The organism is Herbidospora yilanensis (assembly GCF_001570565.1).
Classification (GTDB): Bacteria; Actinomycetota; Actinomycetes; order Streptosporangiales; family Streptosporangiaceae; genus Herbidospora; species Herbidospora yilanensis.
On the sequence record NZ_BBXE01000013.1, the window covers coordinates 316652 to 341408 of the forward strand.

A 24757-nucleotide genomic window follows, 5' to 3' on the forward strand; every position below is an offset into this window, starting at 1 on the left:
TCCCGGTCGTGCCCGGGAACCCGGGTTCACTTCCGGGGAGTCTCCTTGGGACCGGTGATGGGCACCCGCGTGGCCGACTCCTTCTTGGTCTCGCCCAGCTTGACGGTGACCTCCAGGATCCCCTTGTCGTAGACGGCGGTGACCTCTTCCTCCATCGCCGTCGGCGGCAGCGCCACGGAGCGGGTCAGGCTGCCGTACCTGAACTCGCTGTGCTCCGCGTCCGACTCCTCGCGGTGCCGTTCGGCGTGTACGGTCAGAATCCCGTCGGCCACCGTGACCTCGACGTCCTTCTCCGGGTCGACGCCGGGCAGTTCGGCCCGCAGGACGTATTCGCCGTCCCGCATGACGTCCTCGAACCGTACGGGCTGCTGCATCGCCCGCAAGCCCAGGAACGGGTTCTCGAACAGATCGAAGATGTCGGGCAGCAGTGCCTTCTCCCGGCGCATGAGCGTGCTCATGGCCCACCTCCACGCTTTGCGCGTCGATTGCCGCGGGCGTATCGCCCGCTACCCCTCCAGCCTGCGGAAACACCCGTCCAGGCGGTAGGGCCTTTGGTCCCGGCGACAGGTGACGAGGGGCGACCCCCCCAGCCTTTGAGGTGGATTCACCGTCCGGACAGGGGCGATCTACAGTGGGCGGATGGGCATGGTGAAGACGGTCGGGCTGGTCCTGCATCCGCGCCGCGACTCCAAAGAGGCCATCGACACGATCATCGAATGGGCTCGCGGACGCGGCGTGACGGTGCTCGGGCTGCCCGAGGAGGTCGGGCGGATCGACTGCAGCGCCCTGCCCGTCGGCCCCGCCGAACTGGCCGCGCGGTCCGACCTGATGGTCAGCCTCGGCGGCGACGGGACCATGCTCCGGACGATGCGGCTGATCGCCGGCCTGCCGACGCCGGTGCTCGGGGTCAACCTGGGCAAACTGGGCTTCCTCGCCGAGATCGACGTCGAGGAGCTGCCCCCGGCGCTGACGGCCATCGACGCCCACGAACACTTCGTCGAGGCGCGCATGGCCGTCCGGACGCTGCTGCCCGACCACGGCGAGGTGCTGGCGTTCAACGACATCGCCCTGGTCCGGCACCCCGGCGACGGGATGGCGGCCGTGGCGGTCTCGGTGGCGGGCCATCCGTTCGTACGGCTGGCGGCCGACGCGGTGATCGTGGCGACCTCGACCGGGTCGACGGCCTACAGCTTCTCGGCCGGGGGGCCGATCGTCTCGCCCAACGTCGAGGGGTTCCTCGTGGTGCCGGCGGCGGCACACTCGACGTTCAACCGGGCACTGGTGTTGTCGGCCGACGAGGAGGTGACGCTGGAGGTGCTGCCGACCAGCGGGCACATCGCGGTCGAGGTCGACGGGACGATCGCCGGGCACCTGTCTCCCGGGCACCGGATCACCGTGACGGCGGTCCGGGCGGCGGCCCGGGTGGTGCGGTTCGGGGCGACCTCCTTCTACGAGCGGGCCCGGCGGAAACTGCGCGTCAACGGGAGCGCCGAGGTCGACTAGCGCGTCACGTCGGCGAGCCGGGCCAGCAGGTGGCGGCGTTCCGGCTCGCTGCCGACCAGCTCCAGGGCCTCGCGGAACGCCCCCGCCGCCTCGGCCGGACGGCCCAGCCGGCGCAGCAGCTCGCCCCGGGCGGCCGGATAGACGTGCAGGCCGCGCAGCCGGGGCTCCCCCGCCAGGGCGTCGAGCAGGGCCAGGCCCGCCTCCGGGCCGTCGCGCATGGCGACGGCGACCGCGCGGTTGAGGTCGACCACCGGCGACGGGGCCAGCGACCGGAGGACGTCATACAGGCTGACGATCTGGGGCCAGTCGGTGGGCTCCTCGTCGTGCAGGGCGGCGATGGCGGCCTGCACGCCGTAGGGGCCGGGCGGGCCGCCGGTCAGCGCGGTGACGACCAGGGGCTCGCCTTCGTCGATCATGGCGCGGTCCCACCGGGAGCGGTCCTGGTCTTCGAGGAGGACCAGCCCGCCGTCGGGGCCGGTGCGGGCGGCGCGGCGGGCGTGGGTGAGCAGCATCAGCGCCAGCAGGCCGGTGGCCTCGCGTTCCCCCGGCAGAAGTCGGTGCAGGATGCGGGCCAGGCGCAGCGCCTCCTCGGCCAGGTCGTGGCGGACGAGGTCGGGGCCGGCGCTGGCGGCGTAGCCCTCGGTGAAGATCGAGTAGATCGCCTGGAGCACGCCGGGCAGGCGGGCCGGGAGCTCGTGGGGTTCCGGCACGCGGAAGGGGATCCGCGCCACGCTGATCTTCTTCTTGGCCCTGACCAGGCGTTTGGCCATGGTCTCCACCGGCACCAGGTAGGCCCGCGCCACCTCGGCGGTGGTCAGGCCGGCCAGGTAGCGCAGCGTCAGCGCGCCCCGGTCGGCCTCGGGGAGAGCGGGGTGGGCGAAGGTGAAGAACAGGCGCAGCCGCTCGTCGGGCAGGGTGCCCTCGAAGACCGGCGGCCCCGTCCGGTCCACCTCCACCTGGAGCAGGGCCAGCCGGGCGGCGTAGGTCCTGTCGCGGCGCAGCCGGTCGACGGCGCGGCGGCGGGCGGTGGTCATCAGCCAGGCCCCCGGGCTGGCCGGGACTCCGTCGGCGGGCCAGTGGACGAGGGCCGCCTCGATCGCCTCGGAGGTCACCTCTTCGGCCAGGTCGAGGTCGCCGAACCGCCGGACGAGCGCGGCCAGCAACCGGCCGCGCTCCTCGCGGAAGATCGCCTCGACCGACGCGTTGACGTCGCCGGTCATGGAGGTCAGGTGTACTCGATGATCGGCCGCACCACCATCGAGCCGCCGTGCCGGGCGCCGGGGCAGCGGGCCGCCCAGTCGGTGGCGGCGTCGAGGTCGGGCACGTCGATGATGTAGTAGCCGCCGAGCACCTCACGGGCCTCGGCGTAGGGGCCGTCGGTGACGACCTTCTCGCCGTCGGCGGAGATGTGGACGGCGGTCGACAGGGACGGCTCCCCCAGCGGGTTGCCGTCGACGTGGACGCCGGCGTCGCGCAGCGACTTGTCGTAGTCGCCCCACTCCTGCGGAGTGCAGGCGTCGCTCGCGCCGTGGATCAGCAACATGTACTTCATCAGAACTGCTCGCATTCCCGCAGCACGACCGCGCCGCCCTCCCACGAGCCGGGGCAGCGGGCCGCCCAGTCGAGGGCGGTCTCCCTGTCGGGGACGTCGAGGACGTAGTAGCCGCCGAGCACCTCCCGGCTCTCGGCGAACGGGCCGTCGGTCACGACCCGCTCGGCGCCGTCGACGCGGACGGTGGTGGCCTGGGCGATGTCGGTCAGGGACTCGCCGGAGACGTAGACGCCGGCTTCCTTGACCGACTTGTCGTAGTCCATCCAGGCCGCGAAGTCGCCCGCCGCGCCGCCGCTGTAGATCAAGAGCATGTATTTCATCGAGCCGACGCTCCTTGGTTCTTGTGGTCTGACGGGATGACGACGAACGGGTCCTCTTCAGATGGACACCGGAGCCGGGAAAATATTCCGCATGCTCATCGTGCACAACGCCGCCCTCCGCGGCCGCCCGGGCCGGTGGTCGCTGACCGCCGAGCGGGGCCGCATCACCTCGATCGGCCCCGATTCCGGCACGACCCCCGCCGCCCCCGCCCTCGACGCCGAGGGCAACCTGGTCACCGAGCCCTTCGTCGACGCCCACCTCCACCTCTGCAAGGTCCACACGCTCGACCTGGCGGGCGGGGGGCCGCTGGCGGCGTACACGAAGGGGACCATGGGCGCGGCCATGGACGCCATCGACGGCGCCTCGGCCGTGAAGGCCGGCCAGACCGAGGAGGCCGTCACCGAACGCGCCCGGTCGGCCCTGGTCGAGTCGGTCCGCCACGGGGTGCGGGCGGTGCAGGCCTTCGCCGACGTCGACCCGGTGGCCGGGCTGACCGGGGTGCGGGCCCTGCTGGCGCTGAAGGAGGAGTTCCGGGAGTTCGTGGACGTCAGGGTCGTCGCCTTCCCCCAGGACGGCCTGCTGAAGGCCCCCGGCACCGAGGAGCTCGTCGAGCGGGCGGTCGGCCTCGGCGCCGACGTGGTCGGCGGGATCCCGTGGATCGAGTTCACCGACGCCGACGCCGCCGAGCACGTGAGGCGCATGGTCGCGCTGGCGAAGCGCACCGGCAGGCGGGTCGCGATGCTCGTCGACGACGCGGGCGACCCCGGCCTGCGCACCACCGAGACCCTGGCCGCCGAGCTCCTCGCGCAGGACATGACCGGCCGGGCGAGCGCCCAGCACGCCCGCGCGATGGCCCTCTACCCCGAGCCCTACCTGCGCCGGCTGACCGGGCTGCTCGCCAAGGCGGGCCTCGGGCTGGTCAGCGACCCGCACACCGGCCCGCTCCACCTGCCGGTCCTCCCCCTGACCGACGCCGGGATCCCGGTCGCGCTGGGCCAGGACGACATCGAGGACGCCTACTACCCGTTCGGCCGCCACAACCTCCTGGAGGTCGCCTTCCTGGCCGCGCACCTCCTCGGCCCGGACCGCCTCGACGACCTGTACGACATGGTCACCACCACCGCCGCCCAGGTGATCGGCCGGGAGTCCGGCGGTTTGAAGGAGGGCGCCGCGGCCGACTTCGTCGTCCTCGACGGCACGACGATCAGGGAGGCGCTGACCCGCCACAACCCGCCCCGGCACGTCGTCGTGGGCGGCCGGGTGATCGCCTCGACGAAGTCCCGGACCCACTTTCCCGCGTTCCCCGGAAAATCGGCGTAACCCCCTTTATGGTGAGGTCTCGGTGCGGAGTGACGCGTGTACGGACGGTCACCGCAAGAGACCTTTCCCCTGATGGAGGCCCCGTGCAGGCGGACGACCTGGCCGGGCTGGCGACCGACGAGCGGTTCCGCCTGCTCAAAACACGCTTCCGGCGACTGGCGCTGACGATCGTTGGAGCGTTCCTCGGCTGGTATTTCCTCTACATCGCCCTGTCGGCGTTCGCCCGCGACTTCATGGCCATGCCCGCGATCGGCAACGTCAACGTCGCGCTGCTGCTCGGGGTGCTCCAGTTCGTCTCGACGTTCGCGCTGGCCTGGCGCTACACCCGGTACGCCCGGCGGAAGCTCGACCCGCTGTCGGCCGAGCTGCGCGACGAGGCCGGTCAGCGCCAGGCCGAACGCGAACGGGAACGCCGCATCCTGGCCGAGCGCCACCGCATCGAGAACTGGACGCGCCGATGACCATCGGGCTGTTCGCCGTCTTCATCGTGATCACCCTCGGGGTGACGATCTGGGCCCGCGTCAACACCAGGGGCACCGACGACTTCTACGCCGGCGGCCGGGCGTTCTCCGGCGCGCAGAACGGCCTGGCCCTCGCCGGCGACTACATGTCGGCGGCCTCGTTCCTGGGCATCGCCGGCATCATCGCGTTGTCGGGCTACGACGGGTTCCTCTACTCGATCGGCTTCCTGGTGGCGTGGCTGCTGACGCTGCTGCTGGTCGAGCTGATGCGCAACGCCGGCCGGTTCACCATGGCCGACGTGTTGTCCTACCGGGTGGGCAGGCGGCCGATGGTGCGCACCGCCGCCGCCGTCTCGACGGTGACCGTGTCGGTGTTCTACCTGGTCGCGCAGATGGTCGGCGCGGGCGCGCTGGTCTCGCTGCTGCTCGGCATCCACCCGGGCGAGACGTTCATGGGCATCTCGCCGGAGGCCGCCCAGGTCATCACGATCCTGGTCGTCGGCATGATGATGATCTTCTACGTCAGCTACGGCGGCATGAAGGGCACCACCTGGGTGCAGATCATCAAGGCCGTGCTGCTGATGGCCGGGACCACCGCGCTGACCGTCCTGGTGCTCAGCAGGTTCGGCTTCAACCTGAGCGAGATGCTGGGCGCGGCCGACGCCCGCAGCGGCCGGCCCGGCGAGTTCCTCAACCCCGGCCAGCGCTACGCCAAGGACGCCGACGGCATCGTCGGCAAACTCGACTTCGCCAGCCTGGCGGTCGCGCTGGTGCTCGGCACCGCCGGGCTGCCGCACATCGTCGGCCGGTTCTTCACCGTCCCCGACGCACGCGCCGCCCGCACGTCGGTGAACTGGGCGATCGGCCTGGTCGGCGCCTTCTACCTGATGACCCTCGCGCTCGGATTCGGGGCGACCGCGCTGGTCGGCCAGGAGGCCATCACCGCCCAGGACCCGTCGGGCAACACGGCGGCGCTGCAACTCGCGCAGGCGGTCGGCGCGTCGGTGGCCGGCCCGGTCGGCGGCGAGATCCTGCTCGCCTTCATCGGCGCGGTGGCGTTCGCGACGATCCTCGCCGTGGTGTCCGGGCTGGTGCTGGCGTCGTCGACGTCGCTGGCCCACGACTTCTTCGGGCACGTGCTGATGTTCGGCAAGCCGAAGGAGTCGCAGGAGGTCGCGGTGGCCCGCTTCTCCGCGTTCGTCATCGGCGTGTTCGCGGTCTTCCTGGCCGTGCTGGTACGCGATATGAACGTGGCGTTCCTGGTCGCGCTGGCCTTCGCGATGGCCGCCTCGGCGAACCTGCCCGCGATCGTGTTGTCGTTGTTCTGGCGGCGCTTCAACTCGACCGGGGTGGTGTGCGGGATCTACGGCGGACTGCTGGGCTCGATCGCGCTCGTGGCGCTGTCACCGGTGGTGTCGGGCGGCCCGAGGTCGCTGCTGCCGCCGCCGGTCGACTTCCACGTGTTCCCGCTGGAGAACCCGGGTCTGGTGTCGATCCCGTTCGCGTTCCTGTGCGCGGTCGCCGGGACGCTGCTGAGCGGGGAGAAGTCGGATCCGGGCCGCTACTCGGAACTGTCGGTGCGCGCCCTCACCGGCGCCGGGGCCCACGGGCAGCCCGCGAAGAATGTCGGTGGTGCTCGTTAGCGTGGCCGCATGGGCGTTCCCGGACGATTGACCATGGCGGTCGACGCGCTCGATCTGAAGCCCGACGCGTGGGTGCTGGAGATCGGGTGTGGTCGTGGGGGCGCCGCGCGGCTGGTGCTGGAGAGGCTGACGACCGGCCGTTATCTCGGCGTCGACCGGTCGGAGACCGCCATCAGGGCCGCGCGGGAGAAGGTGCCGGAGGGCGACTTCCGGTGTGCGGCGCTGGAGCGCCTGTCGGTCGAGGGCGAGTTCGACGTCATCTTCGCGGTCAACGTCAACCACTTCTGGGTGCGCGACCCGGCCGCCGAGATGGAGCGGCTGCTGGCTCTGCTGGCGCCGGGCGGCTCGCTCACGCTCGTCTACGAGACGCCCGGCGAGCGGTCGGCCGAGCTCGGCGGGCGATTGTCCGAGGTGTTCGCCCGCCACGGCCTCCGGCCCGAGGTGAGCGTGCTCGGGCCGAAGGTGTTCGCGGTGGCGGGTCAGTCGCCCAGGGCCTCCCAGACCTCCCACAGATGACCGCTGACCGGCTGGTAGTAGACCTTCACCGTCACCGGGCCCGCGTGCCTGATGGCGTTGCGGAACGCCGTCGCGCTGCACGGCTTGGTGCCGATGCCGGCCTCCTCGTTGGGCACGTTCGCGGTCCAGCCGTCGGAGCAGCTCTTCGTCACGCGGTTGAAACCGAGGTGGGTGTAGCGGAGCTTCACGGCGGCCCTGCCGGGGCGCTTGAACAACACCGTCCGGTCGTCGACGCGCTTCATCGAGCCGTAGGCGGTGACCGGGTTGGTCGGGACGGCGAGGAACTCGGCGACGGTGGTCAGCGACGGCGTGATGGTGATCTTCACCGGGGCGGGGCCGAGGCTGAGCACGAACTTGAGGTCGAGGGCGTCGCAGTCGGTGGTGCCCAGTCCCTTCTTGTCCTGCCTGATCCGGCCCTCGGTCTCCTTGAGGTCACATGCGGTGGTGATGCGGCGGAAGCGCACGCCGTCGGTGAAGATCCGGCGTTCCTTCGCGCCGGCGACGGTGGTCAGTTTGTAGCGGCGCACGCCGTGCTGCGTCACGAGCCTGGCCTTGGCGGGCGTGATGCGCAGGTGGTTGGAACCGTCCGCCCAGGCGTAGCCGTAGATGGTCTGTGTCTTCGCGGTGGCGGCGGCGGGTGTGGCCATGAGCGTGCTCGCGGCCAAGACGGTCACGGCGGCGGCGATCAGCGGGCGGGTCATTCGGTTTCCCCCGGGGGTGGTCGGTTCGTGCTGAAAAACGTCTCTCGGGGAGTGGGACTCGCCGATGACGGTGAAAGTTCATGGCCCTCGACGGTCGTGACGCAACTGGAATCGCCCATGGGGGCGGGATGTTCTAGCAATTCGTGGAGGTAACGAGATGTTCACACTGATGGCCGTGCACGCCCATCCCGACGACGAGGTGATGGGAACGGGCGGCACGTTCGCCCACTACGCCGCCCAGGGCGTGCGTACGGTGCTGGTGACGTGCACCAACGGAGAGCAGGGAGACGGGCCCGACGGGGTGAAACCGGGCCAGCCGGGCCACGACGACGAGGCGGTGGCGAAGGTCCGGCTGGCGGAGCTGCGCGAGTCGGCCGCCCATCTGGGCATCTCCGACGTGGAGCTGCTCGGCTACCGCGACTCGGGCATGGACGGCTGGGACGGCAACGGCCACGAGCGCGCGTTCGCCAACGTCCCGGTCGACGAGGCGGCCGGGCGGCTGGCCGAGCTGATGCGGACCTACCGGCCGCAGGTGGTGCTGACCTACGACGAGAACGGCGGCTACGGCCACCCCGACCACATCCAGGCCCACCGGGTGGCGGCGCGGGCGGTCGAGCTGAGCGGCGTACCGGCGAAGTTCTACTACACCGCCACCCCGCGAAGCTGGATGAAGGACATGTACGACGGCATGGTCGCCGCCGGCATGGAGACCGAGGGCTGGGACGAGTACGAGAGCTGGACCACCCCCGACGAGAAGATCAGCGCGATCCTCGACACCTCGCCCTACGTCGAGCACAAGATCAAGGCGATCACCGCCCACGGCAGCCAGGGCGACAGCGCGTTCTTCCTGAGCCTGCCGCCCGACGTGCAGCGGAGCATGTTCTCGGGTGAGGCCTACACGCTGGTCAGGTCGACGGTCCCGGCCGCCGAAGGGGTCGAGGACGACCTGTTCCGCGGGCTGCGTTAGGACGTGCGGCGGGCGCGCTCGGCGTCGACGTTGAGCGCCGCCCGCACCCCCGCCGGATCGGGCGCCACGCCGGTCCGGCGGATGGTCTCCGAGGTGATCTTCCCCGCCTGGAAGACCTTCGTGGCCTGCACGACCGTCTCCGAGCCGAAGTAGAAGGCGATGGCGACCGTCATGAACTGGCGCAGCGTGTCCCAGAACTCCTTGCGGTCGTCGAGCGGGCCGATGACGAACGCGTAGGTGTTCAGCAGCAGCCACGCCACGAACAGCGCGCCCGCGAGGGCCACCCGCATCTTCCTGACCGACGCGTAGAGGCCGAAGAACGCCACGATGCCGGTCAGCGTGACCGTCGCGCCGACGATCCACTGCTCGGTGAGCGTGGTCGGCACCGTGAGCAGGATCCACGACGTGGCGACCAGCGCGGTCAGCAGGAATCCGGTGAACACCAGGCCGCGTACCGAGACCTCCTCCGCGTCCCGCTTGTCGGTCAGGGAGAACATCGCGGGGCGCGGCGGCTGCACCGGCTCGGCCATATGGAACGCTCCTGGGCGCGTCGATGATCAGGACAGCCCAGTGTCCGGTGAGCCGGTTAACCCGTGGTTACCACTTTGAATCGGCCGGGCAACCGATCGATCTCGGCGGCCCCGGCGGCGTCGACCGATACGGACACCGGCGTGCCGGCGACCACGAACCCGTCAGCGGTGACCGCGCCGAGGGGCGCGCCGGCCATCGGGCGCAGGTCGACCGTGCCGCCCGGCACGTCGGGGTAGAGGCCGACCGCCGCGTGGGCGATGACCACGGCGGCCGCCGCCGACCAGGCCTGCGGGCGGCAGGAGGCCGGGTAGGGCACCGGGCGGCCGACCGCGTCGCGGGCGTCGCCGGACAGCAGTTCGGGCAGCCGGTTCTCGAAAGGCTCGGCCGCGGCGAGCAGCCCCTCGGCGAGGACGGCGGCCTCGGCGCCGAAGCCGTCGCGGGCCAGGCCGGCGATGACGACGGCGGTGTCGTGGGGCCAGACCGAGCCGCAGTGGTAGGACAGCGGGCTGAAGCCCTTGTCGGCCGACGACATCGTGCGCAGGCCGAACCCGGCCGACATCTCGGGTGCGGCGAGGAAGGAGGCTACCCGGGCCGACTCCTCGTGGTTGAGGATGCCGGTCCCGAGCAGGTGGCCGATGTTGCTGGTCAGCGCATCGACCGGCCGCTTGTCGCGGTCGAGCGCGAGAGCGGGGTAGCCGCCCTCGACCCAGAACCGCTCGCGGAATCGGTGGGCCATCGCGGCGGCGTACGCGCGCCAGACGTCGGCGCCGGGGCGGCCGAAGGCGTCCAGGATCGCGGCGCCCTTGACGGCGGCCTCGTAGGCGTAACCCTGGACCTCGGCCAGGGCGATGGGCGGTTCGGCCAGGCTTCCGTCGTGGAACCTGACCGAGTCGCCGGAGTCCTTCCAGCCCTGGTTGGCCAGGCCGCGCCCGCTGGCGTCGATGTACTCCAGGAAGCCGTCGCCGTCGGGGTCGGCGTCGGTGGCCAGCCAGCTCAGGGCCGCCTCCATGGCCGGGAGCAGCGCCTCGACCTCCCCGTCGGGCAGGCCCCAGCGCCAGGCGTCGTGCAGCAGGCTGATCCACAGCGGGGTGGCGTCGATCGTGCCGTAGTAGGCGGCCGGGAGCCGCAGCCCGTTCACGGGCACCACGAACTCGCCCCTGCGGAGCTCGTGCATGATCTTGCCGGGGGCCTCGCCGGTCAGCGGGTCGTTCCTGACGCCCTGGCGGCGGGCCAGCACCCGCAGGGTGCCGCGCGCCAGCTCGGTGCCGAGCGGCAGCAGCATGCGGGCGGCCCACAGGCTGTCGCGGCCGAACACGGTCAGGAACCACGGCACGCCCGCCCCCAGGAAGGTGTCGGCGGGATGGCCGGTCTCGGTGAGGCGCAGGCCTTGGAGGTCGTCGAGACTCTGGGACAACAGACGGCTCAGCCTTCTGTCCGTGACCGTCAAGGACGGACGCGTCCACTCGACCGGGCCCGGCGGCGCGGCCACGACGGCGGCCGGGTCGGTCACCATCACGCGCCAGCACAACGTCTTGGTCTCACCGGGTTCGAGGGTCACCTCCCAGCGCAGTTCACGCCCGTGCACCTCGGCCCCCTCGCCGGTCATCGCCACGGTGGTGCCGCCCGACGCCCAGGTCAGCTCGCCCGCGACCGGGGTCACCGGTTCGGCGACGTGGCCCGACTTGACGGTCTCGATGGCGGCCAGGTCGCAGTTCACCCGCATCGCCACGGTCATGGCCACGGGCATGGTGGCGGTCGAGGCGATGGTGATCTCCTCGGCCATGCCGTACGCGCGGATCTCGCGCAGCCGGTCGACGCGGACCACCGGGTCGGGCTGCACGTCGCCGAGCCAGCGCGCCAGCGAGGTGAACCGGCTGCGGCCGGGGCCGGCGGCGGCGTGCGCGATCGGCTCGGCCTCCCGGCCGTCGATCAGCAAGACCGCCTCCGAGACCACCCGCCGGTCGGCGTGGAAGGTCCCCTGCACCCCGGCCGCCCGTATCTGGCCGTCGGCGCCGCTGAGCGCGCTCGTGGGCGCCATGACGGTGCTGACCAGGTCGTGCAGGAGCGGCTGCAGCCGGACGTCGGCGGCGGAGGGGGAGTCGGCAGGCACGCGGTGGTCCTTCACGAAGTTGTGTCTTGACAGATCAAGAGCAGGGGTGCAGATTGCGAAACAATTCTCTAACTTGAACGATCAAATCATGCATTACTTCCGTTTGATCGTTCAACCCCCCGAAAGGTGCACAGATGGCCGACAAGGTGACGATCGCCGACGTGGCGCGCGCTGCCGGTGTATCTCGCCAGACGGTCTCCAACGCGCTGAACACCCCCGAGGTGGTCCGTGAGGAGACCCGGCGCCGGGTCCTCGACGTCGTCGAGGAGCTCGGCTACCGGGTCAACCAGGCGGCCCGCCAGATGCGGACCGGCCGGTCCCGGTTGATCGCCGCCCGCATCGACCCCGAGCAGGACGGCATCAACGGCTCGGTCGGCGACCGGTTCCTGCACGGCCTCACCGAGACGGCCGCCCGCGAGGGCTACCGGGTGCTGCTCTACACCGCCGACGGCGACGACGCCGAGACCGCCGCCTTCGACGACCTGCTCGGCGCGTACGAACCCGACGCCTTCGTGCTGATGGCCACCCACCACGGCGACCGGCGCACGAGCTGGCTGGCCGAGCGGGGTGTGCCGTTCGTCACCTTCGGCCGGGCGTGGAGCGAGCCGGACGCCCCCCACTGCTGGGTCGACGTCGACGGCGCCGCCGGCACCGAGGCCGCCACCCGGCACCTGCTCTCCCGGGGCCACCGCCGGATCGGCTTCCTCGGCTGGCCGAAGGGCTCCGGCGTCGGCGACGACCGGCGGGAGGGCTGGCGGCGGGCGCTGGCCGAGGTCGGCCTCGGCGTCACCGGGCTGCACCGCGAGACCGAGGACGACGTCGCCCCCGGCGAGCACGCCGCCCGCGACCTCCTCGACCGCGACCCCGAGATCACCGCACTGGTCTGCGCCAGCGACTCGCTCGCGCTCGGCGCCCTGCACGTGGCACGGGCCCCCGGGCCCGCCTGGCTCGCGGGCGGCCACCCCCACCGTCCCGTCGCCGTCGTCGGGTTCGACGACACCCCGGTCGCCAAGGCGATCGGTCTCACGAGCGTCCGCCAGCCGCTCGCGGAGGTGGCGTCGAGCTGCCTGCGGCTGCTGACCCACCGGCTCGGCGGAGGCGCGGGGGCGTCTCCGCAGAACCTCCTGCTTCCGCCCTCCCTGGTCGTCCGCGCGTCGGGCTGACCGGTCACCACCCCGAAGAAGAGAAACAAAGGAAACGCGATGAAGCGCAGCAACGTCCGGAAGGCGGCCCTGTCGACGGCCGTCGGCGCCGTCCTGTTGTCCTCCGCCGCATGTGGCGGCGGCAGTGGTTTCGAGGAGACCGACGACCCGGCCGCGCAGCCGAGCCAGGCCTCGGCCGGCCCGGCCCAGTTGCAGGTCCTCATCGGCTCCTCCGGCGACGCCGAGACCAAGGCCGTGACCGACGCCGCCGCCGCGTGGGGCGCGGCCACCGGCAACACCGCGACCGTGACCCCGGCGCAGGACCTCGGCCAGCAGCTCGGCCAGGCCTTCGCGGGCGACACCCCGCCCGACGTGTTCTATGTGGACGCCGGCCGCTTCGCCGACTACGCCAGCGTCGGCGCGCTGGAGCCGTACGGCGACAAGATCTCCAACCCGACGGACTTCTACGAGAGCCTGCGCACCACCTTCACCTTCGACGGCAAGTTCTACTGCGCGCCCAAGGACTTCTCGACCCTGGCGCTCATCGTGAACACCGACCTGTGGAGCAAGGCCGGGCTCACCGACGCCGACATCCCCACCACGTGGGACCAGCTCACCGCGGTCGGCGAGAAGCTCAAGGCCAAGGACATCACCCCCCTGGCGCTGGGCGACACGCGTGACCGGGTGGGCGCGTTCATGGTGCAGGCGGGCGGCTGGGTCACCAGCGCCGACGGCAAGACCGCCACGGCCGACTCCCCCGAGAACCTGGAAGCCCTGACGTACGTCCAGAAGCTGGTCAAGGACAAGACCGCCCAGTACCCCAAGCAGCTCAGCGCGGGCTGGGGCGGCGAGGCGTTCGGCAAGGGCGCCGCGGCCATGACGATCGAGGGCAACTGGGTCAAGGGCGCGCTGACCAACGACTTCCCCGACGTGAAGTACAGCGTCCACGAGCTCCCGGCCGGACCGGCGGGCAAGGGCACCCTGTCGTTCACCACCTGCTGGGGCATCGCCGCCAAGTCCAAGAACAAGGAGGCGGCCATCAGCTTCGTCGAGGCGATGACCACCGCCGAGCAGCAGATGACCTACGCCAAGGCGTTCGGCGTCATGCCCTCTCGCCAGTCGGCCAAGGACGCGTACACCGCCGAGTTCCCGAACGACGCCCCGTTCGTGAACGGCGCCGACTACGCCCAGGGCCCGGTGAACGCGCCCAAGATGGACAGCGTGCTGGCCGACTTCGACACGGGCATCCAGCAGCTCACCTCCATCGCGCCCAAGACGCTGCTCGAGCGGGTGCAGAAGAACACCCAGGCCGCGCTCGGCAACTAGGCAAGACTCCGCGTCCGGCACTCATCGGGGAGGGTGCCGGACGCGGTCATCCCGCGCAAGAGGAGGTACCGCCCATGCGGCTCTCGGCGAAGGCCAGGGAGAACATCGCGGGCTGGTTGTTCGTCGCCCCGGTGTTCGTGATCCTGGGCCTGTTCATGCTGCTGCCGATCCTGATGGCGATGTGGGTCAGCCTCACCGACTGGAACGGCCAGGGCAGCCCGTTCAAGTCGGGCGTCCCGTTCGTCGGCTTCGACAACTACTCGAAGCTGTTCACCGAAGACGGCCTGACGCGGCAGGACTTCATGACCAGCGTGCGCAACAACGTCTACTACGTCGGCATCGTCGTGCCGGTGCAGACGGTGCTCGCGCTGGGCCTGGCGCTGGTGGTCAACTCGCGGATGCTGAAGGGCAAGGGCTTCTTCCGGGCCGCGTTCTTCTTCCCGTCGGTGACCAGCTCGGTCGCGATCAGCGTGGTCTTCCTGTTCATCTTCGCCAGCTCGGGCGCGGTGAACAACCTGCTGGCGTTCTTCGGCGTCCAGGGCCCGCAGTGGTTCGCGGACGCACGCGGCATCCTGCACCTGGCCCTCGGCGGCCTCGGCCTGGTCGACGTCGACAACCCGCCGGCTTTGTTGACCGGCGGCGGCCCGTTCGGGCTGAGCTGGTGGGAGTGGCTGGCCGGTCCGTCGGTGGCGATGTCGACGATCATGCTCCTGGTCATCTGGACGACCTCCGGCACGTTCATGCTGATGTTCCTGGCCGCCCTCCAGGACATCCCGGTCACCCTCGAAGAGGCCTCGATGCTCGACGGCGCGGGCCGCTGGAAGCGCCTGCGGTACGTCACGCTGCCGATGTTGAAGCCGACCCTGTTCCTGGTGCTGACCATGGGCATCATCGCCACCTGGCAGGTCTTCGACCAGGTGTACGTGATGAGCCAGGGCGCCCCCGGCAAGACGACGCTGACCCCGGCGTACCTGTCGTACACGCAGGCGTTCGACAACTTCGAGTACGGCACCGGAACGGCCATCTCGTTCGTGCTGTTCGCGATCATCGTGCTGTTCACGATCGTGCAGCGGTGGTTGCTGAGGGAAAGGAACACCTGATGGCCACCGTCAGGGCCAACCATGGTGCGCGGACCGTGGCGTCGACCTTCGTCGGATACTTCATCCTGATCTTCTTCGCGCTGGTCTTCATCTACCCGTTCGTCATCCAGCTCTCGGCGTCGTTCAAGACCGAGCCGAACGCCGCGCTCAACCCGCTGAACCCGGTCCCCGACCCGTTCGTCACCGACGCCTACCACAAGGTGTTCCTCAGCACCGACATGCCGCTGTGGCTGGGCAACTCGCTGATCGTGACGATCGCGATCACGCTAGGCCGGGTGCTGCTCGACTCGATGGCCGGCTACGCGCTGGCGCGGCTGCGCTTCAGGGGCCGCAGGGCGCTGTTCTCGGCCGTGATCGCGATCCTGGCGGTGCCGGGCGTCGTGTTGTTCATCCCGAAGTTCCTGGTGCTGAAGCAGTTCGGGATGTACGACACGTACACGGCCCTGATCCTGCCGATCATCGCCGACGCGGGCGGCGTGTTCATCATGAAGCAGTTCTTCGAGTCGATCCCCCGCAGCGTGGAGGAGGCGGCCCGGATCGACGGCGCCGGCACGTGGCGGATCTTCTGGTCGGTCGTGCTGCCGATGGGCCGCCCCGCGCTGATCACGCTGACGATCGTCTCGTTCCAGAGCTCGTGGAACGAGTTCGCCCACAGCCTCGTGGCGGTGCAGAGCCCCGATCTCTACACGCTGCCGCGAGGCCTGGCGGTGCTGGTGAGCGGATCGCTCGGATCGGGCAACCAGTATCCGCTCAAGCTGGGCGCGGCGGTGCTGGCGACGATCCCGGTGGCGATCATCTTCGTGGTGTTCCAGCGTTACTTCGTGCGCGGCGCCAACGAGGGGGCCGACAAGTAGTACCAGACGGCGAGCTGGACCAGGGCCAGCGTGAGGGCGAAGGGCATCAGCGCCTGCATGCCCACGCCCTGGCCCAGCGCCCCGGCCGTCCACGGCAGCAGCGAGCCGCCGATGACCGAGCCGCCGTTCAGCACCCCGATGGCGGTCGGCACCAGGCGGGCCGGCAGCAGCTCGGGCAGGATCGCCATCGTGGTCGGGAACAGCGGGCCGAGGAAGAACCCGAGCAGCACGAACCCGGCCACCGGCACGACGCCGAGCCAGATCAGGACGGTCGAGGCGGCGACGCCGACGCAGCACCAGAGCGACGTCCGCGCCGGGGTCAGGCCCAGCCGGCCCGCCACGGGACTGATCACGAACCGCCCCGCGGTCAGCCCGGCCCAGTAGCCGCTGACCGCGTAACCGGCGATCAGGTGGGTCTCCAGGTTGACCTCACGCAGGTAGGAGTAGGCCCAGTTGCCCACCCCGATCTCCACGCCCAGATAGACCGTGAGGAACACCGACGCGAGCAGGACGTACTTGTTGCGCAGCGCGGTCGGCAGCAGACCGCCCTCCTTCTCCTCCTTCTCCGGTACGACCCTCTTCGGGAACGTCGCGTAGAAGGCGACCCCCAGCAGGGCGGTCGCGACGGCCAGCCCCCACCAGACGGCCGTCCAGGGGGCGTAGCCGAGGGTCAGCGCCGCGATGGCCGGCCCGGCCAGGGCGCCGACGCCGAAGAAGGCGTGCAGCCGGTTGAGCAGGGTGGCCGCGTCGGGGAGCGCCGCCAGGTGCACGTTCAGCACCGATTCGAGCACCCCCACGCCGTACCCGCAGAACCCCTGGGCGGCGATCAGCACCCAGAACGACGGCCGCGCCGCCGTGACGACGGCCGCGAGCACGAACACGCCGCTGCCCGCGACGAGCGCCAGCCGCAGCCCCAGCCGCTCGATGAGCACGCCGTTGGTGAGCCCGGCCAGCAGGAACCCGGCCGAGTTGGTGAAGAAACCGAGCCCGATCAGGGCTTTGTCGACGCCGTAGTCGTCGATCTGCGCGGGTAACAGCACCCCGCCGACCGCGGCGCCGATCCCGACGAGGACGAACGCCGCGTAGGAGAGATAAATCGAGGAACGCATCCCGGGGGACCCCATCTAGGAGGAGTGGCGTTGGGAGCGCTCAAGAACATTAACCCAAAAGCCGGCGTTGTTCCTCCTCGATGATCTGATGCGCGAGCGCCTGCTCGGAGACGTCGACGGCGGCCGGTGTCGACTCGGCCAGATCGCTGCGGCGGGCGTACTCGTCGAACCTCCGCGTCTTGGCCGCGAGGATCTCCAGCAGCCGCTGGTCGACCGAGTCGACCGCGAGCAGCCGGTGCACCTGGACCTTCCTGATCTGCCCCATGCGGTGGGCACGCGCGATGGCCTGGGTCTCGGTCGACGGCTTGAGCTGCGGCTCGCAGATGATCACCACGGAGGCGGCCTGGAGGTTGAGCCCCACCCCGCCGGCCACGATCTGGCTCAGCAGGACGGCGTGTCCCCGGGTGGCCGAGAACACGTCGACGAGTTCCTGGCGGCGCTCGGGATCGAGGTCGCCGGTCAGCTTGTGCGGGGTGCCCAGGGTCCGGCCGACGGCGTCGAGCACGTCGCGGAAATAGGAGAAAACGATCACCTTCAGCCCGTTTGCCTCGGCGTCCTCGACCAGCTCGACGAGCCGCTTGAGCTTGGCCGACGTCGCCGGGCAGGCGAACGCGGCACGGCGCATCCTCGGGAAGTGCCGGTCGGCGACCGCCTGGCGGTAGGCGTCGAGGTCGTCACCGGAGAACTCGACCCACTCGTCGGCCTCGACCCGCTCGGGCAGTTCGTGCAGGACGTCTTCCTGGTTCCGCCGCAGGTAGGCGGCGGCCACCGACTTGCGGAACGCCTGCGGCCCGCCCCGGCTGATCTCCAGCCCCGGAGCGACGTGGGCGACCAGCGCGCGGAACTCCTCGACGCGGTTCTCCATCGGCGTCCCGGTCAGGAACAGCACCCGCTCGACCACCTCGCACCAGGCGGCCACCGACCTGGCCCGCTTGGTGGCCGGGTTCTTGACGTAGTGGGCCTCGTCGACGACCAGCATCGCGACGGCCGGCGTGGGCGTCAGCCGGTGCAGCCCGTCGAGCGTGACGACGGCGACCCCGCCCTCCTTCTCCCACTCGTCGAGGGCGGCCTCGCGGCGCGACCCGTGGATCTTCTGCGCCTTCAGCGTGCTGCGCGTCTCGATCTCGCGCACCCAGTTGACGACGACACTCGCCGGGCAGACGACCAGGAAGCGGGTCGCCCCTTCGGCCGCCAGGTGGGCGAGCGCGGCGACGGCCTCGACGGACTTGCCGAGCCCCATCTCGTCACCGATGATCACCCGCTTCTGCGCGAGCGCGAACCGCGCCCCGAACGACTGGTAGCCGCGCAGCGACACCCGGCGGAAGGTGTCGTCGAGCGGCTGCGCGTTCACCCGGGCCAGCACGTCGTCGGGCAGCACCCCCTCGGTGACCCGCTCCCCCGCGAGATCGGCGAGCAGGGCGTAGTAGTCGGCCGACCGGTGTTCGAAGTCGGCCCACGCCTCGTGACCACTCGACGGCGGACGCAGCAGATCGGTGATGACCTGCGGAAACTCCTTGCCGGCCCGAGCCGCGTCGTCGAGCAGCCCGTCGATCGCCCCGACCGCCTCATACGCTTCCGCGCGCCGCCGCCTCCCGGTGGTGACGAGCCGCCACCGGGAACGGGCGGGGTGGGCGGCCTTCAGCAGCGGCGTGAGGGAGGAGTCGACGTCGCGGGCGGCCCTGACGTGGAAGGGCAACTCCGTCCCGGCGTCGAGCAGCCGCTTCAGGGCGACCACGAGCGCCTCCGACATCCAGTCGTCCCGCTCGATCTTCACGCTCGCCAGTTGCCGCGCGGCCTCCTCGATCTGGTCGGCGGCGGCCCTGATCTGCCGGGCCGTCTGCGGGCCGACCCCCGGCAGCTCCTGGAGACGGTAGGCCGACATGTCGTGGACCTGGAGGACCGTGGTGATGCCGGAACGTTCGAGCATGCCGGTCCGCAGCCGCCCGCCGGTGACGTCCTTGAGCCGGGCGACGGGCATCTGGGCGAGGTCTTCGCGGACGGTGTGCCCGCGCAGGGTGTCGAGGGCGCTCAGGGCTCCGGCCTGGACGGCGGCGTGGTCGGCGAGGAGGGTGCGGGCATTGCGCACCAGGGCCTCCGCGACGCGGCAGAGGTCGTCGGCTTCGCGTACACCCATGATCCCTCCTCTGCCCGGAAAGGTACCGAACAGACCGGCCCGACGAAGTGGCCGGTGGCGCGGCCGTATCCCAACTAGGTCAGTTGCCGGGGTAGCGCTCGCGTGACGCGCCGCCCCGGGTCATCTCGCCGACGAAGTCGTCCGCGAGCCGCTCGATCGTGTCGCGGCCCTCCACCCGGTCGATCCACCTGGCCGGGATGCGCACGCCCTCGGCGCCGAGCAGGTTGCCGCAGACGGAGGCGGTGGAGTCGCTGTCGCCCGAATGGTTGGCGGCCAGGACGACGCCCTCCTCGAACGACCCGCTGACGAGGGCGCAGTAGACGCCGATGGCCAGCGCCTCTTCGGCCACCCACGCCTCGCCCAGCGACTCGACCTTCTCCGGCGACGGCGGCCCGGCGTGGGCGAGGTCGACGGCGGCCCGCAGGGCGTCGGCCGTGGCGGTGTCGTCGACGAGCGGGAGCGTGGCCGCGACGGCGTTCTCCAGGGTGGTGTCGTCGACCAGGTGGTGGACGATCGCCGCCAGCGCGCCCGCGGAGGCGGCCGCCGTCGGGTGGCCGTGGGTGAGCCGCGAGCATTCGGCCGCCCACGCGTAGGCCTGGCCGGCCGCCCACGGGCCGAGCCCGAAGGGGGCCGAGCGCATGACCGTGCCGCACCCCTTGGAGTGGGCGTCGACGTCGCCGCGCAGGCCCGACAGGCAGGCGTTGCCGGGGGCGCGGCGGGCGTAGAGCCAGGTCTGCTCGCGTAACCAGCCGGTGCGGTGGAGGAGGTCGCCCGGGTCGGGCGGGGCCGGATGGTCCTGGGTGTCGAGCCAGCGCAGGTAGGCGTGGCGGACGGCCGAGGGGACGTGGCCGTGGCCGCGTTCCCGGTTTCGCACGGAGCCGCGGATGAGCCCCTCGACGGTGAAGAGGGTCATCTGGGTGTCGTCGGTGACCAGGCCGTCGGTCAGGTCGGTGATGCCTCCGGGGCCGTGGGCGGCGCGGATGCGGTCGAGCGAGTCGAACTCGACGGGGGCGCCGAGCGCGTCACCGATGGCGCCGCCGATGAGACAACCTCGGACACGCGCGGGCTTCATGTGGTCTCCATCCGTTGTGGGTCGTCGAGGAAGCACGTCCCCAACACCGGCGCGAGCACCTCTCCCCCAGATGGCCGGCCGCCAGCGCCGCCATGTCGGCCGGCGGCCCCGCGCTCCCGGTGCCGTCGATCACGAGCGCCGGCGCGTCCACCGCCGCGAGCAGTTCCGGTGAGGCCGTCTCCAGGAGGAGGCAGTCGTACACCAGCGTGTGCCCCTCCGACCTCCTCCACGCCGTCAGGTGCCGGGACCATGGGGGAATCCTTCCTCGAACATCGAGGCGAGCACGGCCAGGGCGGCGTCGACCCCCGCCCTGTCGCCCGACAGGATCAGGTCGAACAGCAGGCCCCGCGTCGCCGCCAGGCTCAGGCGAGCATAGGCGGCCGCGTGGTCCTCCGGCACCCCGGCCGCGAGGCACAACTCCACCAGCGGGGGCAACCAACCGTCGACGAGGTCGGCGCGCAGGCCCTCGGTGTGGGGGCGGCCCTGCATGGCGTGGGCGGACAGTTCGAAGAACAGCGGGCCGTAGACGAGCGCCTGCTCGACCAGCCGGTCCCAGTAGAGGTCCCAGCCGGCCCCGGACAACGCGTCGCGCTGGCGGGTCTCGACCTCTCGCACCACCTCGGACAGCAGGCCCTCGCGGGAGCCGAAGTGGTAGATCAGCATGCGGTGGCTGGTGCCGATCCCGGTCGCGATGGTGCGGAGGCTGGCGTCGCCGACGCCGTGGGCGGCGAAGTAGTCGACCGCGGCGGCCAGCAGTTTGTCACGGGCGTTCACTTCTGGCTTTCAGACCCTGCCCTTCCAGTTCCAGGTAACGGCGGGTCAGCCTACCGGCCAGCAGGTGCACCAGCGGGGCGAGCGGGCCGGTCTGCTCGATCACCAGGAGGGCGCGGGTGCCGCCGGGCACGGCCTCGACCTCGTGGATCCCGGCGGTACGCAGCCCCGACCCCCCGCTGACCCAGGTGAACCCCCGGCCGTCGGCGAAGTCGGTCACCCGCCAGACCGCCACCGGCAGGCGGGGTTGCCGGAGCCGGGCCCTGCTGCCCACGCGGAGCGGGCCCGGGTCGAGCAGGTCGAGCGTGTCGACGGTGGGGGTCCATTCGGGCCAGCGGGCGACGTCGCTGAAGACCTCCCACACGCGGGAGGGCGGCGCGTCGATGACGACAGTGGATTCGTAACGCATGTACCAAATGGTACAGTCACGGCACGGTGAGCACGACGTTGGCCCGCGCGTGCTCGGTCTCCATGTAGCGGATGGCCTCAGCGGTGTCGGCCAGTGCATACGTGCGGTCGACCGCCGGGACCACGAGGCCGGCGTCGGCGAGTTCCCGCAGGGCGGCCAGAGCGTCCCGGCCCGGCGCGGCCTCCAGGATCACGATCCGGTCCTTGACGAACCGGGCGGCCAGCCGGGCCCGGATGATGAGCCCGAGCGGCCCGAAGAGGCTGCCGCCGCTGAAGACCCCGCCGCCGGAGATCACCAGCGTCCCGCCCGGCGCGAGCGCCCTGCGCAGGTCGCGCAGCGACCGGTTGCCGACCAGGTCGAAGACCAGGTCGTGCCGCTCGCCGGTCGTGGCGAAGTCCTCCTTCCGGTAGTCGACGACGCGATCGGCGCCCAGGCCCGCGACCAGGTCGGCGTTCCTGGTGCTGCACACCGCGGTCACCCGCGCGCCCCGGGCCTTGGCGATCTGGACGGCGAACGTGCCGACCCCGCCCGAGGCCCCGTTGACCAGCACCGACTGCCCCTTCTCGACGCTCGCGAGCCCCTGCAGGGCGGTGTTGGCGGCCAGCGGCATCGCGGCGGCCTGCTCGAAGGTGAGGCTCGCCGGCTTGCGGTCGAGGAGGTGAGCCGGGACCGCGACGTATTCGGCGAAGGCGCCGCCGAACTCGCCGAAGACCTCCTCGCCCGGCTCGAAGCCCTCTCCCGACACGACGACCCCGGCGAAATCGGTGCCCAGGATCGGCGCCTTGGGCGCGCGCAGCCCGAAGCTCAGCCGGGCCAGGTAGGGGTCGCCGCGCAGCACGTGCCAGTCGCGGGCGTTGAGGGAGGCGGCCATGACCTTGACCAGCACCTCCCCCGGACCTGGGGTGGGCGCCGGGACGTCTCTGCACTCCAGGATGTCGGGCGGGCCGTAACGGTCCTGCACAATCGCCTTCACGGGGGTTCCCCTCTCAGTGGGTGTACGGCGTACACCTAGACCATAGGTGTACGGTGTACACTCGTCAAGGAGGCGACGACACATTGGCTCGACTCAGCCGGGAACGGGTTCTGGAGGCCGCCGTGGCCCTGGCCGACGAGGCCGGGCTCGACGGGCTGAGCATGCGCCGGCTCGCGACCGAACTCGGCGTGGTGCCGATGGCGCTCTACAAGCACGTCGCCAACAAGGACGAGTTGCTCGACGGCATCATCGACACGGTCGTCTCGGAGATCGACCTCGGCACCACGCCGGGTGCGGGCGAGGGCGACTGGAAACCGGCCGTCAGGGGCCGCATCCTGGCCGCGCGCCAGACGCTGCTGCGGCACCCGTGGGCGGCCGGGGCCATCGAGTCGCGGCGCGTCCCGACGCCGGCGGTGATGGCGTACATGGACTCGGTCATCGGCGTGTTCCGGGCGGGCGGGTTCGGCGTCGACCTCGTCCACCACGTGATCCACGCGCTGGGCAGCCGGATCCTGGGCTTCAGCCAGGAGTTGTTCTACGACACCCCGACCGACCCCGACGCCCAGGAGAAGGCCGCGCACGCGATGGCGGGCACGTTCCCGTGGCTGGCGGAGATGGCGTTGCGGGTCGCCCACGACGAGAAGACGGTCGTCGGCTCGGGCTGCGACGACCAGTTCGAGTTCGAGTTCGCCCTCGATCTCCTGCTCGACGGGTTCGAACGCCTGCGACAGGCCGGATGAAGTACGGTTTGTGCCGTGACGTTGCTGGCCGGCCGTTACCGGCTGCTCTCCCGCATCGGCCAGGGCGGCATGGGCGCCGTCTGGCATGCCGTCGACGAGCTCCTGCGCCAGGAGGTCGCCGTCAAAGAGGTCCTGCTGCCCCGCGACCTCGACGAACCCCGGCTGGCCGAGATGCGGGAGCGCACCCTCCGCGAGGCGCGGGCCGCGGCGCGGCTGCGCTCGCACCCCTCGATCGTGACCGTCCACGACGTGGTGCTGGAGGACGGGCGGCCGTGGATCATCATGGAGCTGGTCCGGGGGCGGTCGTTGCAGGCGCTCGTGCGGCAGGAGGGGCCGCTGCCGCCGCAGCGGGTCGCCGCCATCGGCGTCACCGTGCTCGACGCGCTCTCCGCCGCCCACTCGATGGGCATCCTGCACCGCGACGTGAAGCCGGGCAACGTCATGGTCACCGACGAGGGCCGGGTGCTGCTGACCGACTTCGGCATCGCCAGCGTCGCCGGCGACGTCAACCTGACCCAGACGGGGCTGGTGTCGGGTTCGCCGGGATACATCGCGCCCGAACGGCTGCGCGGTGAGCCCGACGGGCCTCCGTCGGACCTGTGGTCGCTCGCGGCGACCCTCTTCGCGGCCGTCGAGGGCGTCGCGCCGTTCCACCGCGACAACCCGGCCGCCGTGATGGCGGCCGTGCTCATGCACGAACCGGCGCCGATGCGGCTCGCGGGACCGCTGGGCCCGGTGCTCGCGGCGATGCTCGACAAGGACGCCGCCCGCCGCGTCCCGGCCGCGCACGCCGCCGCCCGGCTCCAGGCCGTCGCCGGGGGCACCGGGCCGACCCTCGCGTCGCCGCCGAAGCCGAAGAAGAACAGGGCGCCCGCCTTCGCGGCCGTCGGGCTGGCCGTGCTGGTGGTGGGCGTCGGCGGGGGCGTGCTCTACCTGAACTCGCCCGGCACCGCCACCGGAACGCCGGCCACGCCCACGACGTCCCCACCGGCGGCGACGGCCCAGGCGGCCACCGAACGGCAGAAGGCCGTGCTGACGAGCAACCCCGAGGCGTGTGCCCTGGTCACGCAGGCGCAGATCCGCAAACTGCTCGGGACGGCGGCCAAGCAGGAGTTCATGACGAACGACGCCTGCCAGTGGATCACCCCCGGCGGGGAGTACCTCCAGATCCAGAAGGTCCAGCTCGACTCCGAGACCACGGCGAGGCTCACCTTCGACACCAGCCGCGCCACCGAGGAGGACGAACCCAAACGCGACCCGGCGACCAGGCTCCGGGTCGGCGCGCGGATCGGGGACGCGAGCATCGGCTGGACCCGCGACGCCGGGCCGTACAACCAGACGAGGCTCGTGATCCGCACGGCCAACGTGCAGATGTGGCTCTACTACTCGGGCCCGAAGACCGGATACGCGACCATCGACGCGTTCGCACGGTTGATCATGACCTCCCTGCACAAGGCGGGGTGAGGTATACCCTGTTGTTCCGGTAGGAATTGTGTAGATAT

General features: G+C 71.3%; 25 protein-coding genes. 12 read left to right on the forward strand and 13 right to left on the reverse strand.

All coding sequences use genetic code 11. The annotated features are described in order from the left end of the window. Nucleotides 1-26: 26 nt before the first annotated feature. Complete coding sequence (locus AW273_RS01505; protein ID WP_062344420.1) at nucleotides 27-458, reverse strand: Hsp20/alpha crystallin family protein; 432 nt, start codon at nucleotides 456-458, stop codon at nucleotides 27-29. Nucleotides 459-639: 181 nt separating this feature from the next. On the opposite strand from AW273_RS01505, the gene AW273_RS01510 reads away from it, so the two are divergent. Continuing rightward, complete coding sequence (locus AW273_RS01510) at nucleotides 640-1503, forward strand: NAD(+)/NADH kinase (protein ID WP_232327014.1); 864 nt, start codon at nucleotides 640-642, stop codon at nucleotides 1501-1503. Here the strand turns inward: AW273_RS01510 and AW273_RS01515 are convergent. From AW273_RS01515 to AW273_RS01525, 3 genes are read right to left on the reverse strand one after another with little or no spacing between them, the layout of a single operon-like run. After that, nucleotides 1500-2723 (reverse strand): RNA polymerase sigma factor, encoded by a 1224-nt coding sequence (locus tag AW273_RS01515; RefSeq protein WP_062344422.1) that lies wholly within the window; start codon nucleotides 2721-2723, stop codon nucleotides 1500-1502. The genes AW273_RS01510 and AW273_RS01515 overlap by 4 nt on opposite strands. 5 nt (nucleotides 2724-2728) lie before the next feature. Further along, nucleotides 2729-3055, reverse strand: a complete 327-nt coding sequence (locus tag AW273_RS01520) for a YciI family protein (protein ID WP_062344424.1) — start codon at nucleotides 3053-3055, stop codon at nucleotides 2729-2731. Continuing rightward, nucleotides 3055-3375, reverse strand: coding sequence for a YciI family protein (locus AW273_RS01525; protein ID WP_062344426.1), 321 nt, complete (start codon nucleotides 3373-3375; stop codon nucleotides 3055-3057). Before AW273_RS01525 ends, AW273_RS01520 begins: the two co-directional genes overlap by 1 nt. A 91-nt stretch (nucleotides 3376-3466) precedes the next feature. Between AW273_RS01525 and AW273_RS01530 the strand changes: the two genes are divergently transcribed. The 4 genes from AW273_RS01530 to AW273_RS01545 all read left to right on the forward strand — a co-directional run bounded on the left by AW273_RS01530 (nucleotide 3467) and on the right by AW273_RS01545 (nucleotide 7316). Next, complete coding sequence (locus AW273_RS01530; protein ID WP_062344428.1) at nucleotides 3467-4696, forward strand: amidohydrolase family protein; 1230 nt, start codon at nucleotides 3467-3469, stop codon at nucleotides 4694-4696. Nucleotides 4697-4779: 83 nt separating this feature from the next. Beyond that, nucleotides 4780-5157, forward strand: coding sequence for a DUF485 domain-containing protein (locus AW273_RS01535; RefSeq protein WP_063909801.1), 378 nt, complete (start codon nucleotides 4780-4782; stop codon nucleotides 5155-5157). Then, a complete protein-coding gene (locus AW273_RS01540) occupies nucleotides 5154-6800 on the forward strand; it encodes a monocarboxylic acid transporter (RefSeq protein WP_062344430.1) in 1647 nt (548 codons plus the stop codon). The genes AW273_RS01535 and AW273_RS01540 overlap by 4 nt, the downstream gene beginning before the upstream one ends. Nucleotides 6801-6809: 9 nt before the next feature. Continuing rightward, complete coding sequence (locus tag AW273_RS01545; protein ID WP_083949430.1) at nucleotides 6810-7316, forward strand: class I SAM-dependent methyltransferase; 507 nt, start codon at nucleotides 6810-6812, stop codon at nucleotides 7314-7316. Here AW273_RS01545 and AW273_RS01550 read toward each other — a convergent pair. After that, on the reverse strand, nucleotides 7280-8017 hold the full coding sequence (locus AW273_RS01550; protein ID WP_062344434.1) for a hypothetical protein: 738 nt from the start codon (nucleotides 8015-8017) through the stop codon (nucleotides 7280-7282). The genes AW273_RS01545 and AW273_RS01550 overlap by 37 nt on opposite strands. Nucleotides 8018-8174: 157 nt before the next feature. Between AW273_RS01550 and AW273_RS01555 the strand changes: the two genes are divergently transcribed. Next, nucleotides 8175-8984: a PIG-L family deacetylase gene (locus AW273_RS01555; RefSeq protein ID WP_062344436.1), complete on the forward strand. Its 810-nt coding sequence runs from the start codon at nucleotides 8175-8177 to the stop codon at nucleotides 8982-8984. Here the strand turns inward: AW273_RS01555 and AW273_RS01560 are convergent. Both AW273_RS01560 and AW273_RS01565 read right to left on the reverse strand, forming a co-directional pair. After that, nucleotides 8981-9514 carry a hypothetical protein gene (locus AW273_RS01560; protein ID WP_062344438.1) on the reverse strand — a complete coding sequence of 178 codons (534 nt, stop codon included), beginning with the start codon at nucleotides 9512-9514 and terminating at the stop codon, nucleotides 8981-8983. The two genes, AW273_RS01555 and AW273_RS01560, sit on opposite strands and share 4 nt — an antisense overlap. Nucleotides 9515-9570: 56 nt before the next feature. Continuing rightward, a complete protein-coding gene (locus AW273_RS01565) occupies nucleotides 9571-11625 on the reverse strand; it encodes an amylo-alpha-1,6-glucosidase (protein ID WP_062345363.1) in 2055 nt (684 codons plus the stop codon). A 134-nt stretch (nucleotides 11626-11759) separates the two neighbouring features. On the opposite strand from AW273_RS01565, the gene AW273_RS01570 reads away from it, so the two are divergent. From AW273_RS01570 to AW273_RS01585, 4 genes are all read left to right on the forward strand, one after another. Beyond that, nucleotides 11760-12788, forward strand: a complete 1029-nt coding sequence (locus AW273_RS01570; RefSeq protein WP_062344440.1) for a LacI family DNA-binding transcriptional regulator — start codon at nucleotides 11760-11762, stop codon at nucleotides 12786-12788. A 39-nt stretch (nucleotides 12789-12827) separates the two neighbouring features. Further along, nucleotides 12828-14093, forward strand: coding sequence for a sugar ABC transporter substrate-binding protein (locus AW273_RS01575; protein WP_062344443.1), 1266 nt, complete (start codon nucleotides 12828-12830; stop codon nucleotides 14091-14093). 74 nt (nucleotides 14094-14167) lie between these two features. Further along, nucleotides 14168-15193: a carbohydrate ABC transporter permease gene (locus AW273_RS01580; RefSeq protein ID WP_062344445.1), complete on the forward strand. Its 1026-nt coding sequence runs from the start codon at nucleotides 14168-14170 to the stop codon at nucleotides 15191-15193. Continuing rightward, on the forward strand, nucleotides 15193-16047 hold the full coding sequence (locus AW273_RS01585; RefSeq protein WP_062344447.1) for a carbohydrate ABC transporter permease: 855 nt from the start codon (nucleotides 15193-15195) through the stop codon (nucleotides 16045-16047). Before AW273_RS01580 ends, AW273_RS01585 begins: the two co-directional genes overlap by 1 nt. Here AW273_RS01585 and AW273_RS01590 read toward each other — a convergent pair. From AW273_RS01590 to AW273_RS01615, 6 genes are all read right to left on the reverse strand, one after another. Then, nucleotides 16008-17156, reverse strand: a complete 1149-nt coding sequence (locus AW273_RS01590; protein WP_198167958.1) for an MFS transporter — start codon at nucleotides 17154-17156, stop codon at nucleotides 16008-16010. The genes AW273_RS01585 and AW273_RS01590 overlap by 40 nt on opposite strands. 49 nt (nucleotides 17157-17205) lie before the next feature. Beyond that, a complete protein-coding gene (locus AW273_RS38995) occupies nucleotides 17206-19290 on the reverse strand; it encodes a DEAD/DEAH box helicase (RefSeq protein WP_062344450.1) in 2085 nt (694 codons plus the stop codon). A gap of 79 nt (nucleotides 19291-19369) precedes the next feature. Next, a complete protein-coding gene (locus tag AW273_RS01600; RefSeq protein ID WP_062344452.1) occupies nucleotides 19370-20362 on the reverse strand; it encodes an ADP-ribosylglycohydrolase family protein in 993 nt (330 codons plus the stop codon). Nucleotides 20363-20596: 234 nt separating this feature from the next. Then, nucleotides 20597-21136, reverse strand: coding sequence for a TetR/AcrR family transcriptional regulator (locus AW273_RS01605; protein WP_062344454.1), 540 nt, complete (start codon nucleotides 21134-21136; stop codon nucleotides 20597-20599). Beyond that, nucleotides 21123-21542, reverse strand: coding sequence for an SRPBCC family protein (locus AW273_RS01610; protein WP_062344456.1), 420 nt, complete (start codon nucleotides 21540-21542; stop codon nucleotides 21123-21125). The genes AW273_RS01605 and AW273_RS01610 overlap by 14 nt, the downstream gene beginning before the upstream one ends. Before the next feature lie 16 nt (nucleotides 21543-21558). Further along, on the reverse strand, nucleotides 21559-22515 hold the full coding sequence (locus tag AW273_RS01615) for an NAD(P)-dependent alcohol dehydrogenase (RefSeq protein WP_062344457.1): 957 nt from the start codon (nucleotides 22513-22515) through the stop codon (nucleotides 21559-21561). Between the two features lie 83 nt (nucleotides 22516-22598). On the opposite strand from AW273_RS01615, the gene AW273_RS01620 reads away from it, so the two are divergent. Further along, nucleotides 22599-23255: a TetR/AcrR family transcriptional regulator C-terminal domain-containing protein gene (locus tag AW273_RS01620; RefSeq protein WP_198167959.1), complete on the forward strand. Its 657-nt coding sequence runs from the start codon at nucleotides 22599-22601 to the stop codon at nucleotides 23253-23255. 15 nt (nucleotides 23256-23270) lie between these two features. Next, nucleotides 23271-24719, forward strand: coding sequence for a serine/threonine-protein kinase (locus AW273_RS37735; protein WP_062344461.1), 1449 nt, complete (start codon nucleotides 23271-23273; stop codon nucleotides 24717-24719). Nucleotides 24720-24757: the final 38 nt, after the last annotated feature.

Bases quoted from the DNA above. Each gene is read 5' to 3' on its own strand.
- AW273_RS01525 (WP_062344426.1), bottom strand. From the start codon at position 3,375: ATGAAATACATGCTCTTGATCTACAGCGGCGGCGCGGCGGGCGACTTC.
- AW273_RS01610 (WP_062344456.1), bottom strand. From the start codon at position 21,542: ATGCGTTACGAATCCACTGTCGTCATCGACGCGCCGCCCTCCCGCGTG.
- AW273_RS01600 (WP_062344452.1), bottom strand. From the start codon at position 20,362: ATGAAGCCCGCGCGTGTCCGAGGTTGTCTCATCGGCGGCGCCATCGGT.
- AW273_RS01540 (WP_062344430.1), top strand. From the start codon at position 5,154: ATGACCATCGGGCTGTTCGCCGTCTTCATCGTGATCACCCTCGGGGTG.
- AW273_RS01555 (WP_062344436.1), top strand. From the start codon at position 8,175: ATGTTCACACTGATGGCCGTGCACGCCCATCCCGACGACGAGGTGATG.
- AW273_RS01515 (WP_062344422.1), bottom strand. From the start codon at position 2,723: ATGACCGGCGACGTCAACGCGTCGGTCGAGGCGATCTTCCGCGAGGAG.
- AW273_RS01580 (WP_062344445.1), top strand. From the start codon at position 14,168: ATGCGGCTCTCGGCGAAGGCCAGGGAGAACATCGCGGGCTGGTTGTTC.
- AW273_RS01520 (WP_062344424.1), bottom strand. From the start codon at position 3,055: ATGAAGTACATGTTGCTGATCCACGGCGCGAGCGACGCCTGCACTCCG.
- AW273_RS01505 (WP_062344420.1), bottom strand. From the start codon at position 458: ATGAGCACGCTCATGCGCCGGGAGAAGGCACTGCTGCCCGACATCTTC.
- AW273_RS01530 (WP_062344428.1), top strand. From the start codon at position 3,467: ATGCTCATCGTGCACAACGCCGCCCTCCGCGGCCGCCCGGGCCGGTGG.
- AW273_RS01510 (WP_232327014.1), top strand. From the start codon at position 640: ATGGGCATGGTGAAGACGGTCGGGCTGGTCCTGCATCCGCGCCGCGAC.
- AW273_RS01575 (WP_062344443.1), top strand. From the start codon at position 12,828: ATGAAGCGCAGCAACGTCCGGAAGGCGGCCCTGTCGACGGCCGTCGGC.
- AW273_RS01550 (WP_062344434.1), bottom strand. From the start codon at position 8,017: ATGACCCGCCCGCTGATCGCCGCCGCCGTGACCGTCTTGGCCGCGAGC.
- AW273_RS01570 (WP_062344440.1), top strand. From the start codon at position 11,760: ATGGCCGACAAGGTGACGATCGCCGACGTGGCGCGCGCTGCCGGTGTA.
- AW273_RS01585 (WP_062344447.1), top strand. From the start codon at position 15,193: ATGGCCACCGTCAGGGCCAACCATGGTGCGCGGACCGTGGCGTCGACC.
- AW273_RS01560 (WP_062344438.1), bottom strand. From the start codon at position 9,514: ATGGCCGAGCCGGTGCAGCCGCCGCGCCCCGCGATGTTCTCCCTGACC.
- AW273_RS38995 (WP_062344450.1), bottom strand. From the start codon at position 19,290: ATGGGTGTACGCGAAGCCGACGACCTCTGCCGCGTCGCGGAGGCCCTG.
- AW273_RS01590 (WP_198167958.1), bottom strand. From the start codon at position 17,156: ATGCGTTCCTCGATTTATCTCTCCTACGCGGCGTTCGTCCTCGTCGGG.
- AW273_RS01545 (WP_083949430.1), top strand. From the start codon at position 6,810: ATGGGCGTTCCCGGACGATTGACCATGGCGGTCGACGCGCTCGATCTG.